Origin of the sequence: Chitinophaga sp. (genome assembly GCF_036569125.1) — a bacterium.
In the GTDB taxonomy this organism is placed as follows: domain Bacteria; phylum Bacteroidota; class Bacteroidia; order Chitinophagales; family Chitinophagaceae; genus Chitinophaga.
In genome coordinates this window covers 20,589-34,685 of the sequence record NZ_DATCRF010000160.1, presented here as the reverse complement: position 1 = coordinate 34,685, position 14,097 = coordinate 20,589, and the positions used below count along the sequence as shown (strand labels likewise).

At 50.7% G+C, this 14,097-nt stretch carries 4 protein-coding genes; all 4 read left to right on the top strand.

Annotation, left to right across the window (positions count from 1 at the left end):
• Positions 1 to 8: 8 nt before the first annotated feature.
• The 4 genes from VIM87_RS05735 to VIM87_RS05720 are packed head-to-tail and all read left to right on the top strand — an operon-like array spanning position 9 to position 14,080.
• On the top strand, positions 9 to 6,719 hold the full coding sequence (locus tag VIM87_RS05735; RefSeq protein WP_331996054.1) for an amino acid adenylation domain-containing protein: 6,711 nt from the start codon (positions 9 to 11) through the stop codon (positions 6,717 to 6,719).
• A gap of 17 nt (positions 6,720 to 6,736) precedes the next feature.
• Positions 6,737 to 8,461: a carbamoyltransferase N-terminal domain-containing protein gene (locus VIM87_RS05730; protein ID WP_331996053.1), complete on the top strand. Its 1,725-nt coding sequence runs from the start codon at positions 6,737 to 6,739 to the stop codon at positions 8,459 to 8,461.
• The gene (locus VIM87_RS05725; RefSeq protein ID WP_331996052.1) at positions 8,458 to 10,128 is read left to right on the top strand and encodes a carbamoyltransferase N-terminal domain-containing protein; all 1,671 of its coding nucleotides are present in this window, start codon (positions 8,458 to 8,460) and stop codon (positions 10,126 to 10,128) included. Before VIM87_RS05730 ends, VIM87_RS05725 begins: the two co-directional genes overlap by 4 nt.
• Before the next feature lies 1 nt (position 10,129).
• Positions 10,130 to 14,080, top strand: coding sequence for a condensation domain-containing protein (locus VIM87_RS05720; protein WP_331996051.1), 3,951 nt, complete (start codon positions 10,130 to 10,132; stop codon positions 14,078 to 14,080).
• Positions 14,081 to 14,097: the final 17 nt, after the last annotated feature.

The following is a 14,097-nucleotide window of genomic DNA, read 5'->3' as shown; positions in this document are numbered from 1 at the left end:
GGGCATATATAATAGCGGAAGAATTTGAGGCAGCAGCAATAAAGAGCTGGCTTTCGGGCAAGCTGCCCTATTACATGATCCCTGCTGAATTTATACAGCTGGATGCTTTCCCGGTTACAGCCAATGGCAAAACAGATCTGGCGGCCCTGCAGGCGCTAACAGCTGCTGAAACAGCTGCTGCGCCGGATACCCTGTGGGAACAGCGGTTATCAGCATTATGGAGCACTGTCCTGGAAACAGCTGTAATTAACCGTACCGATAACTTCTTTGCCTTAGGCGGCAATTCCATTAAAGCCACGCAGCTGGTAAGCCGCCTGCAGGAACAATGGCAGGTACAGCTGCCCTTGCGGGATGTGTTCATTCACCCGTTATTACATGAAATGGCCGGCCTGCTTTCAGCAGCAGCTGTGTCTTATAAAATAGAACCCGCGCCTGTACAGGCCAGCTACCAGGTATCGCACGCGCAGAAAAGAATATGGCTGCTTACCCAGCTGGGCTACGACCAGGGCGCCTATCATATTTACGCCGGCTCCCGCCTGCAGGGAAAATTACAGCTTCATTTACTGGAGCAATGTTTTAACGGATTGGTAGCCCGTCATGAAAGTTTACGTACCATCTTTGCAATGGTGGAGGGAGAGCTGCGGCAGGTGATCCTCGCGGCGGATGATGTTCCCTGTAGGATAATTTATACAGATCTGCGGCAGGATGAGCAGCAGGAGCAAAGTATCCACAATATTATACAAAACCTGCAGCAGCGCCATTTTGATCTTGCACAAGGCCCCTTGTTTAATGTACAGCTATTGCAGCTGCAGGAAGAAGCATGGATCTTATTGCTGGCCGTGCATCATATTGTGGCCGATGGCTGGTCTGTAAATATATTGTTCCGCGAGCTGGAAATACTGTATGCCGCGGCTTGTAAGGAAAATGTTTTACCCGCATTGCATTTGCAGTATAAGGACTATGCACATTTCATGAACAGCCCTGCTGTTGATGAGAACCTGGCCTTACACCGGCAATACTGGCAGCAGCAGTTTGCTGTACCTGCTCCGCTGTTGGAATTACCATTGGATTTTCCGCGGCCCCGGATCCGCAGCAGTCATGGCAGCGCTGTTCTTATGGAACTGGATGCAGCGCTGGTAAGCAGGCTGCATGAATTATCGGCCGGTAGCAGCGCCACGCTGTTTATGGTGCTGCTGGCTGCTTTAAAAGCATTGTTATACCGTTACAGCGGGCAGGAAGATATTGTAACCGGCACACCGGTATCCGGCAGGGAAGCAGGCGGCCTGGAAAACCAGGTGGGCTGCTATGTAAATACGCTGCCGCTCAGAACTACCTTTTCCGGCAATGACAGTTTTGAAAAATTACTGCAGCGGGTAAAGGAAAATGTACTGGAAGCCTTTGCGCATCAGCTGTATCCCTTTGATGAAATGGTGAAGGCGCTGCAGCAGGAGCGGGATCTGAGCCACTCGCCTTTATTTGATGTAATGCTGGCCATGCAGCAGGACGCGCGCACACCGCATACCATTAACGGTTCTGCCGCATTGCAAACCACCCCTTACTGGCTGGAAACTATCAGCAGCAAATTTGATCTTACCCTTTATGTATATGAAACCGGCGCTCAGCTGCAGCTGGTGCTTGAATATAGCACAGACCTGTTTGAGCGGGCTACCATAGCACGCTTGCTGGAACATTACAGGAACATCCTTGAACATATTATAGTAGCGCCGCATACGCCGCTTAACAAGCTGCCGATGATGAGCGCTGCAGCACAGCAACAGCTGCTGCAGCAATACAGCCTGGCTGACATACCTTTACAGGAACCACCCAGGTTTGTTACAGACCTGCTGGAAGCAGCGGCGCAAAGGCATCCACAGCACACCGCTGTTGTTTACGATACTGCCAAAGTACAATACCATGAGCTGCTGCAACAGGCGCAGCGCATAGCCGCCTATCTGCATGCGCTGGGCATACGGCCTAATGACCGGGTAGGCTTAATGATGGACCGTTCTGAGAAAATGGTAGCCGCGTTGCTGGGCATCCTGTTCTCCGGCGCCGCTTATGTACCGGTTGATCCGGCCTATCCGCCTAACCGTATTGCGCATATCATTAGCGATAGCGGGCTTACAGCCGCCATAACGGAAGAGCAGTATGTGCATCATTTTACACCGCCTGTTCATGCTATCACAACTACGCAGCTGCTGAATGTACAGCAGCCTGTGGTATGGCCTTTGCAATTAACCCGCAGCATACATGACCCGGCCTATGTGATCTATACCTCCGGCTCAACCGGGCAGCCCAAAGGCATTCCCATCACACACTATAATTTATGGTCGCTGATAAGCTGGGCGCAACGGGAGTTTGCAGCAGATCAGGCAGATATTGTATATGCAGTTACCTCTTACTGTTTTGACCTGTCTGTTTTTGAGCTGCTGTATCCCCTGAGCGCAGGGAAAAGCGTGCGGGTGCTGCAATCCGGGCTGCACATAGCTGAGCACCTGGAGGCAGACCGCAACATCCTTATCAATACAGTGCCCAGTGTAATGGACCAGCTGTTAAAGAACGGCGTGTTACTGCTTAATGTTAAAAGCATTAACCTGGCCGGTGAACCATTATATCCCGGCCTTGCGGAACAACTAACCAAAACGGATATACGTTTAAGAAATTTATACGGTCCCTCTGAAGATACTACTTACAGCACCTGTTATTTGTTTAAGCCACAGGATGCTGCCGTCACCATTGGCAGGCCCATTGATGGCAAACGGATTTATGTTGTAGATGCACATATGAACCTGCTGCCACCCGGTGTAAAAGGGGAAGTTGCCATTGCAGGCCCGGGGGTGGCAGGCAGTTACCTGAACCAGCCAGCCTTAACGGCTCAGAAATTTATACCGGATCCTTTTTATGAAGGTTCCACACTTTACCTTACCGGCGATATAGGCAAATGGCTGCCGGATGGTAACCTGGAATTTTTGGGCAGAAAAGATCATCAGCTGAAAATAAGAGGTTACCGTATAGAGCCCGGTGAAATTGAACAGGCCCTGCTGCAGGTGCCGGGTGTGCAGGGTGCGCTGGTAACGGGCATTTACAAAAATGCGGGCGATCAGTACCTGGCAGCATATTATACAGCGCCTGCGGCTCTTAACCCGCAACTGATCCGGGAAAGGCTGCAGCAGCAATTACCAGCCTATATGGTACCGCCGCAGGTGCACTGGCTGGAGAAGTTCCCTTTAACCCCTAACGGTAAAATAGACCGTAACTTATTACTGCAAACCACAACAGCAGCTGCACATAATACGTTTGTTGCAGCAGCTACGCCGGTTGAGCAGGCGCTGTCGGTCATCTGGGCACAGGTGCTGGATCAGCAGCGTATAGGCGTAAAGGATAATTTCTTTGCGGCCGGCGGGCATTCCCTGAATGCCATGCAGGTGATACATGGTATTAACCGGCACTTTCAGGTGCAGCTGGTTTTACGTGACCTGTTCATGAACCCTACCATTGAGCAGCTGGCGGCCCTTATTACGCAAAGCAGTCCGGCAGCAGAAAGCATACCGGTGCTGGAAGAGCAGGCACACTACGCCCCATCACACATGCAGCGCCGCTTGTGGATCCTGGACCGCCTGGAAAAGAACAGCGCCGCCTACAATATGAGCAGCATATACCGGCTAACCGGTAAGCTGGATGTGGTGAAACTAACCAAAGCCTATCGCTCACTGATAGCCAGGCACGAAAGCCTGCGCACCACTTTTATAATGGTGAATGGAGAAGTACGGCAAAAAGTAAATACAGCACTGCCGGACCCGGAGCTGATACAATATGTGGATCTGCGCGGCCGGGAGGCCCTTGCGCTGGAAGCAGCCGGCGCTTACATGCAATATGCATTTGACCTGGAAAACGGCCCCTTGCTGCAGCTCACCTTATTACAATATGCAGAGGAAGGTTACTTTTTTATAGTATGCATGCATCATACCATTTCAGATGGTATATCCATGAACGTTATAATGCAGGAGATCCTGGCAGCCTACCAGCAGCTAACAGCTGCATGGCTGCCGTTAAAGATCCAGTACCGCGATTTTGCAGCCTGGCAGCAGCAGCTGTTTGTCACCGGCTGGGGTGAAAAAATGCGGGCTTACTGGCTACAGCAGCTGGCTGGCGCCATACCAGTATTGGACATGCCAGGCGCTCACCTGCGGCCCGCGGTTAAAACCTACCAGGGCAGTGAGGCCGGCATATGGCTGGGCGACGATACTGCAGCGGCGCTGTCGCAATTGGCGGCTGATAACCAGGCCACGCTTTTTATGCTGCTTATAGGAGCGCTTAAAACCCTGTGTTACCGCTATACCGGGCAGGAAGATCTTTTGATAGGCACCCCTGCCAGCGGCAGGTGGCATCCGGATATGGAGGACCAGGTAGGTTTTTATGTAAATACACTGGTGCTGAGAACAACGCTGAACGGGGACATGAGCTTTATTCAGCTGCTGGGCCGCGTAAAAGAGATGTTGCTGAATGCGCTGGAGCACCAGTACTACCCGTTTGACAAGCTGCTGGAAGAGCTGCAGCTAAAGCGCGACATCAGCCGTTCGCCCCTGTTTGATATAATGGTAGTGTTCCGCGACAGCCGCAATGAAGCCGCTGCCGGAACGCTGGACCATCTGCACTGGGAAGAGGTAACAGTACCGGCTACACAGAGTAAGTTTGACCTTACCATCACCTTTACACAACAAAAAAATGGCCTGGCAATAGATGTAGTTTACAACACCGGTCTATACGACAGCAGCTGGATAACCCGCATGCTGGAACATTACCGGCAGCTGCTGAACGCTATTGTGCAGCAGCCGGCATCAACACTGAATGCATTCACTTATCTGACAACTGCAGAACAGGCAACGCTGGCCGCCTTTAACAATACCGCCGCGCCACTGTTGAGGGGTGAAACACTGGTAAGCCTGTTTGAACAACAGGTACAAGCTACGCCTGATAGCCCGGCGCTGCTGTTTGAAGAAAAAATGCTTAGCTACCGGCAGCTGAATGAACAGGCCAACCGCCTGGCCGCTTTACTGCGAAACCTGCACCAGGTACAGCCCAATGACAGGGTAGGCATTATGATGGACCGTTCTGAAAAGCTGCTGACCGGTATACTTGGCATCCTCAAATCAGGAGCTGCCTATGTGCCCATTGATCCGGCCTATCCGCCTGAAAGAAAAATATACATTGCAGAGAATAGCCGTTTAAAGGTATTGATCGCGGAGCAGGCTTATATAGATACAGCAGGCGCCTGCACTTACCTGGTGCCGGATGAGGCGCAGCTTGCAGCGCAGCCTTCGCAAAATCTGCCTGCCGTAAATACACCGGACAGCCTGGCATATGTAATTTACACTTCCGGTACCACCGGCCGTCCCAAAGGGGTGATGGTGGAGCATCATTCTGTAGTAAACCTCTCCGCATGGCTGCATACCGTGATCTATAAACAGCATGCCCGGCCCTTAAAGGTGATGGTGAATGCGTCAGTAAGTTTTGATTCCTCTGTAAAGCAATTGTTTCCGCCACTGCTGGCCGGCGCTGCGCTGATGCTGATACCGGAAATCACGCACAAGGATCCTAAAGCGCTGGTAACAACACTTATACAGCACCGTATAGATGTGTGGGATGTTACACCCGGTTACCTTAACTATATATTAAAGCACATACAACCTGATAAGCATTTTCCTGCTTACACGCTGGCTGGCGGGGAAGCCCTGAGCCCGGTACTGGTAACCCGGTACCACGCGCTGTTGAACGGGCGCAGCACCTTAATGAATGTATACGGCGTTACAGAGGCCACAGTAGATTCCACTTACTGTATCACCAATGACGATGCAGCGGCGTACTGCAACATAGGCCGGCCCTTGCCCAATACCGCCATCTACATACTGGATGGCCACCGGCAGCAGGTACCGCTGGGTTTTTCGGGCGAGATCTGTATTGCAGGTGCAGGCGTATCCAGGGGGTATTTATATGACGAAGAACAAACCGCAAAAAAATTCATTCCTGATCCATACGGCGAAGGCCGTTTGTACTGCACCGGCGACCTGGGTAAATGGCATGCAGATGGTACCATAGAATTCCTGGGCCGTGCAGACAGGCAGGTGAAAGTAAATGGCTACCGCATTGAGCTCGCGGAAATAGAGCAGGCCATCTTACAATACCAGGGCATCCAGCAGGTATACGTAACCGTTATACAGGATAGCCAGGCAGAGCTGCAGATAGCAGCCTATTTTATAAGCGACGGCATTATTACCCCTGCTGATCTGCGCAATCACCTGCAGCAAAAGCTGCCGGCTTATATGCTGCCCGCCTGGTTAATACCCTTACCGCAGCTGCCGTTAAATGAGCATGGGAAAGTTAACAAGGCCGCATTACCGGATCCTCGCGCAGCCTTGCCCCGTAACACCAGTAACCCTGCAGAACCGCCGGCCGGAGAAGCTGCCCGTACGCTGTTAACCTTATGGGAAGAAGTGCTGGAAAGCAGCCATATAGGTTTGCACGATAATTTCTTTGACCTGGGCGGCAATTCCCTGAAGGTGATCCGGCTGTATAATGCTATCCAGGAAATATTCCCCGGTCAGCTGGAAATACACCAGCTGTTCAGCCATCCCACTATCAGCAAACAAAGCGCCCTGCTAAGCCCCGCTTCCCTGAAAAGCAGCAGCGCCTCAAAAGACATAAACCTTATTGAACTGTAATTAATTATTTACCAACTATGATGATCTGCGGTCTTAAGCTTACGCACGATGGTTGTATTGCCGTAGTAAATAACAACCAGCTGTTATTTAGCACGGAGCTGGAGAAAATAAATAACAACCCCCGTTATACTGCCATTGACAACCATATAACTATAACGGATATACTCCACAGTGAAGGTATTGCCCTCGGCGATATACACCGGTTTGCCATAGATGGCTGGGGCGGGTATGATGATGAGGCGCTGGCCATTCAGCCGCGTTTGCACATTGGAAAAGAAAATAATTTCCTGGATTGCAGGAACGGGGCAGAAAGTTTCCGCCTGTCCATAGCACAATACCAGGAACGGGAGCCCCGGCACAATGTATTAACGCCGCTGGAATTTACCGGTTTAAAGATAGGCGCTGCTGAGCTGCCGTATACCAGCTACCTGCATGTAACCGGGCATATTATGAGCGCTTATTGCACCAGCCCTTTTGCCGCCCGGCAGGAGGATGCCTATGTGATGATATGGGACGGCGGCATGTATCCCCGCCTGTATTTTGTGCACGCTAAGTCAGGCGCCATTGAAAACATAGGCCCCTTGTTCCTGATGATCGGGAATATCTATACCATCTTCTCACAGCACTTTGGCCCTTTTAAAGTAACGGGCAATTTTGCAAAAGACGATCTTTCTGTAGCAGGAAAAGTAATGGCATACATAGCGTTGGGAGAAGAAAGACATGAGCTGCTGCCCATCTTTGATAAGATCTATGAAAAGTGCTATGATAAACCAATGGGTTTTGCCAATGTATTTGCCAATAAATTTAAGGAGCAGGTAAACGGGCAGGGGTACTCTGATGAAGACATTCTCTGCACCTTTCATTTATACCTGGAAAAAATGTTGCAGGAGAAGCTGGAGAAAAAGATCAAACGGTTTAACCGCAACTGCGCCAACCTTTGTATAGCCGGCGGTTGCGCGCTTAATATAAAATGGAACAGCGCCATTCGCAGCATGCCGCTTTTTAAGGCGGTGTATGTGCCGCCGTTCCCCAATGATTCCGGCAGCGCCATTGGAATGGCCTGCGCAGAAATGGCAGTAACCACCGGCCGCTGGGCGCTGCAATGGGATGTGTACAGCGGGCCTGCAGTGGTAAAGAGCAGTGTTATTCCCGGCTGGGAAGAAAAAGACTGCTCCGTGGAAATGCTGGCCAGGCTGCTGTATGAAACCAAAGAACCGGTAGTGTTCATTAACGGCCGTGCAGAGCTGGGGCCCCGTGCATTGGGCAACAGGAGCATACTGGCAGATGCCACCCACCCCGGCATGAAAGATATATTGAACCGTGTAAAGGACCGGGAAGCCTACCGCCCGGTATCTCCCATCTGCCTGGAAGAAAATGCCATGACCATGTTTGACCCCGGCACACACGACCCCTATATGTTATTTGATCACCTGGTAAGGCCCGGATGGGCAGAGCGTATACCTGCCATATGCCACCTGGATGGAACGGCGCGCCTGCAAACCGTTAATGAACAGGAGAACAGCGTAATAGCCTCCGTGTTAAAAGCCTATGAAAGGCTAAGCGGCATTCCACTGTTATGCAATACCAGCGCCAATTACAAAGGCAGCGGTTTTTTCCCGGATGTAAGGTCGGCCGCAGAATGGAACGGCGTTAATTACATATGGAGCGATGAGGTATTGTATACGCGTATAGAGAAGATACAGTTTAACTCCGGTATAACCTTTAAGGAAGCGGCACTATGATCATATGTGGCATTAAACTAACGCACGACGGCGCAGTGGCGCTTATTGATGACCAGCAGCTGGTGTGCTGTATTGAAATGGAGAAGCTGGACAACGCCCCCCGTTACATGCATTTTAATATTGAGATGGACCGGCTGGAGCAGCTGCTGCAGCAATACGGCTATTCATTTAACAGCATAGACCGGCTGGTATTGGATGGCTGGGCGCCGGAAGAACAGATCACCATCAACCTGGGCAAAGGAAATTTCCCCGTTAAGCTGGCCGGTTACGGCAGCATGGTAATGCGGGAGAACATACTGGAACGTCAGTGTTTTGATATGCCGGGTTTTAGCGGCTTAAGCTATGCCAGCTATCAGCATGTAGCCGGGCACATTGCCGGTGCCTATTGTACCAGCCCTTTTGCAAATCAGCAGGAAGATGCATTTGTGCTGATCTGGGATGGCGGCATGTATCCGCAGCTTTTTTATTTTCATCATAAAACAGGCAGCGTAGAGAACCTGGGCGTGTTATTTATGCTCATCGGTAATATCTATAGCATTTTTTCCCAGCACTTTGGGCCCTATAAAGTAAAAGAAGGTGTAGTGAACGATCAGCTCTCCGTAGCCGGAAAAGTGATGGCCTACATTGCGCTGGGTGAGCTGAAGCCTGAGCTGCTGCCGGTTTTTCGCAGTATCTATGATGCGCCCGGGCAAAAGAACATGCAGTTTGCCAATAGTTTTTCCAAAGCTTTTTTGCAGCAGATACAGGGACGTAATTACCGGGATGAAGATATCCTGCACACCTTTCATGTTTTCCTGGAACAGCTGCTGGTAGAAAAGCTGACAGCTAAAATAAAAAGATATCCGGGCAGGCAGCCTAACCTTTGCTTTGCAGGCGGCTGTGCATTAAATATAAAATGGAACAGCGCTATCCGCAATACCGGCTTGTTTAAGGAAGTATGGGTGCCGCCTTTTCCCAACGATTCCGGCAGTGCGCTGGGAACAGCCTGTTGCGAAATGATTTCGGCCGGCACTAACTATGCGCTGGACTGGAATGTGTATAGTGGCCCTGCAGCAATAAATAATGGTGCCGATGAAAAATGGATAGCGCAGGAAACCTCGGTACAGGAGCTGGCGCAGCTGCTCTTTGAAAAAAATGAACCGGTGGTTTTTCTCAATGGTGCGGCAGAGCTGGGGCCCCGGGCCCTGGGTAACCGCAGCATTCTGGCGCCGGCAACAGATGCTGCAATGAAGGGGGTATTGAACAAAATTAAAAGCAGGGAGTCTTACCGCCCTGTTGCGCCCATTTGCCTGGAAGAAGATGCGCCGGATATTTTTGAACCGGGCATACGCGATCCCTATATGCTGTTTGATCACAAAGTAAGGCCGGCCTGGAAAGACAGGATCCCTGCCGTATGCCACCTGGATGGTACTGCCCGCCTGCAAACAGTGAACAGTACGGATAACCCCGTGATCTATGAGCTGTTAATGGCTTATAAGCAGCTGAGCGGAATACCGCTGTTGTGCAATACCAGCGCCAATTTGAACGGCAGGGGCTTTTTCCCCGACGCTGCCTCTGCCATGGCCTGGAATGAAGTGAACTATGTGTGGTGTAATAACCGGCTCTACGAAAAAACAGAGAAGCACAGCTTCCAGCTTTTATCTCCTACTTATAACACCAGCATTTAAAATGCAGAAAGATATAGCGATCATTGGAATGGCCGGACGTTTTCCCGGTGCAGGGAACCTGCAGCAACTATACAGTTTGCTGGCGCAGGGGAAAGATAGCGTGGGCAGTATTTCCGCAGAAAGGATCAACAGCACAACGCTTGATCCGCAACGGGAATATATGACCTGCGGTTACCTGGAAAATATAGATGTATTTGATCATCAGCTGTTCAACATATCAGCAGGCGAAGCGCAGACCATGGACCCGCATTTGCGGCTGCTGCTGGAAGTGGCATATGAAACTATTGAAAATGCAGCCTATGCTGCAGACCAGCTGAAAGGAAGTAATACCGCTGTTTTTATAGCAGATGCTTCCCTGGAATATTATAAGCTGGCAGAAACCTTTGTGCCTACACTGGCGTCCGGAAATACCAAAGCTTTCCTGGCCTCTATGCTCAGCCGGCAGTTTGACCTCAGGGGTAATGCGCTTACAGTAGATACTACCTGCTCATCGTCCCTGCTGGCCGTGCACCTGGCCTGTAATGAGCTGATATTAGGCGATGCGGATCTGGCGCTGGCCGGTGGCGCCAATTTGTACCTTTTCCCGTATAAGGAGCCCATAGGGTTGGACCTGGATGCGCCGGACGGCAGATCAAAAGCATTTTCCGCGCAGGCCAATGGCATGTCGCACGGGGAAGCAGTAGCCTGCGTGCTGCTGAAACGGTTGGACAAAGCACTTGCAGACGGTGATATTATCCATGCTGTTATAAAAGGATCGGCGGTGAACTGCAATGCAGGCCGCTCCGCCAGTATTACAGCGCCGGATAGTGAAGCACAGGCAGAGGTGATCCGGATGGCCTGGAAAAAAGCCGGCATAGATCTGCGCCTGGCGGGATACATGGAAGCGCATGGCTCGGGAACGGTGTTGGGTGATAATATTGAAGTAGGCGGCTTTACCCTTGCTTTTAATGATTATACGGATGATAAACAATTTTGTCCTATAGGTACGATCAAATCAAATATAGGCCATACCCGTTCAGCGGCCGGTATAGCAGGTTTGCTGAAAACGGTATTATCCCTGCAGCATCAGGAGCTGTTCCCCAATATCCATTTTGAAGCGCCGCATCCGCAGATCAATTTTCAAAGGTCGGCAGTGTTTGTGAACAGCCAGCTACGGCCATGGCTATCTGAAAACGGCCCGCGTTATGCAGGCGTAAGCTCCATAGGCCTGAGCGGTACCAACTGCCATATGGTGCTGGAAGAAGCACCGGCAGCTACGGCGCTGCCCGCAGCACATTTGCCGGCTTACCTAGTGCCGGTAAGCGCACAAACACCTGAAGCATTAGTTGATAATGTAAAAGCGCTGCTGGCATATTTCAACACCGTGGAGGATGATCTGTTGCCGGCAATAAGCTATACACTTTGGCAGGGCCGTAAACATTATGAGCACCGGGTAGCAATAAGCGCCGCCGGTATGGAACAGGCACGTGAACAGCTGCATCAGTGGCTTGAAAGCAATAAGCCTGCAGCAGCAGAACCACTGCATAAGCTGGTGTTCATATTGGATGAAGGAGATAATACCCTGGCTCACTATCAATCCCAGTACGACTTTTATAAATGGCTGGAAGCACGCGGTATCAGCACAACGGACATCATGGCGGCAAACGGCGGCCGTTATATGGTAGCTGTTATTAAAGGTGAAATAACCCTGGCAGCTGCCTGGGAGCAATTATCCGGCGCAGCTGCAGATAATACAGATAACCTGCCTGACCGGGTAGCCGCCTGGTTACAGCGGGAAACAGAAAAAGGCCGCATAGTGCTGGTAAGCATGGGAAGCCGGCCAGGAGCCTTGTCACAGGAGCTGCAACGGCAGGCCGCTGCATTGAAGGCATGTACTTTTGTTAACCAGGAACAGCGCGATCTGCTGGTAAAGGTTTTGTACGAACAACAGGCGCCTGCAGACTGGAAAAAATATAGCGCTCATCTGCCGGGTAAACGTATCCCGCTGCCCGGCTACCAGTTCCGTAAAAAACGCAGCTGGCTGCGGGAGCAGCCACTTACCACTGCAGTTACTGCAGCGCCGGTACAGCAAGAAGTAATCACAGGCCTGGCCGGCGACGTGAAAAAATACTGGAAAGAAATATTGCAGCTGGCAGATTGCCGCCCGGACGATAACTTTTTTGAGCTGGGCGGTGATTCCATCAAAGCCACACAGGTAATTAACCGTATAAATACCGCCTTTGGCCTTCGCCTGGATTTTGAAGATCTGTTTGACTATCCCACCATAGCAGCTTTGACAGCTTATATAGAAGAAATATCCGGCACAGCGCAAAAGATCTATCGGATCTGGAAAGATGTGTTAAAGCAGGAGCCACTGGCCTATGATGATAATTTTTTTGAGCTGGGTGGTCATTCGCTGATAGCAAACCAGATCATTAACCGGGTAAGGCAGCAGTTTAATACTGCCATTAGCTTTGATGATTTTTTCCGCTTCCCTACCATTCAGTCTTTAGCTGCTTACCTGGATGCTGCCGTGCTGCAATCACCTGCCGGAATGTTACAGATCAAAAAGCAGCCGCTAAAAGCGCAGTATGAAGTATCCCATGCCCAGAAAAGATTGTGGATCCTAAGCCAGTCGCCGGAAGGGGCAATAGCCTATAACCAGCCGGGGCTCTATAAAGTAAGCTCTCCCCTGAATATTCCTTTGCTGGAAAAAGCATTTGAAGCGCTTATTGACCGGCATGAGATATTGCGTACCACATTTACCATGGAGGGCGATGAGCTGCTGCAAACAGTGCTTACCACCGCTGAAATTGGTTTTACCCTGCACTACTATGACTACCGGGAACATACCAGTCCTGAAGCAGAAGCGCTGGCCCATTGCAACAGGCAGGCGGCCCGGCATTTTGACCTGCACACCGGTCCCTTGCTGGATGCGCTGGTGATACAGACCGGTAACCAGGACTATATTATTCTGCTGAACCTGCATCATATTATAACAGACGGTTGGTCGAACGGGGTGTTGATACATGACCTGCTTACTTTTTACCGCGCTTTTGCGGAAGGCAGGCTAAAGCCGCTGCCTCCGCTGGAAATACAATATAAAGATTATGCCGCCTGGCAAAATGAGCAGATCAGGAATGGAGCATTTGAACCGCATAAACAATACTGGCTGCAGCAGTTCAGCGAACCGGCGCCGCCGCTGGGCTTCCCTTCGGATTTTACAAGGCCGCCTGTAAAGAGCTACCAGGGACGTATACACGAATTTGTGATTGACAATGCTGTGCTGGAAGCGTTGAACGCCTGTGCCCTTGAACACAATGCCACTTTGTTTATGGTGCTGCTCACCGGCCTGTATGTGCTGCTTTACCGCTTTTCAGGACAGCATGATATTACAATAGGCACTTCGCTGGCCAACCGCGACCATGTGGACCTGGAAAACCAGATGGGCTTTTATGTGAACACCCTGGCCATCCGTACCCGCTTTCACCCGGAGCTCACCTTTGCACAGCTGCTGCAGGAAGTAAAGGAAAATACCCTGCAGGCATATGAGCACGGCGTTTATCCGTTTGATCTGCTGGTTGATGACTTGCAGCTGGAAAGGGACATGAGCCGTACCCCGTTGTTTGATATTATGCTTACCCTGCAGAATATGGATAACAGCCGGCGTTATAATGCCAATACCATGCAGGCGCTGGAAGTGGAAAGCATAGAGCCGGATATTCATATCAGCAAATTTGACCTGCTGATATTGGTATCTGAGAACAACGGCCAGCTGGATGTGCTGATGGAATATGATACTGCCTTAATAAAAGAAAGCACTATTGAAAAGGTAAGGGATGGATTTATCTCTATTCTGCAGCAGGTACCGGAAAATCCGCCTGTCGCTGCTATGGTGGCGGCCATAGCCCCCGCCTCCCAGCAGGAAAAAGCCATCTTTGACGATTTTATAAAAGCTATACAGGATATATGAGCCTGTAACCAATGTAA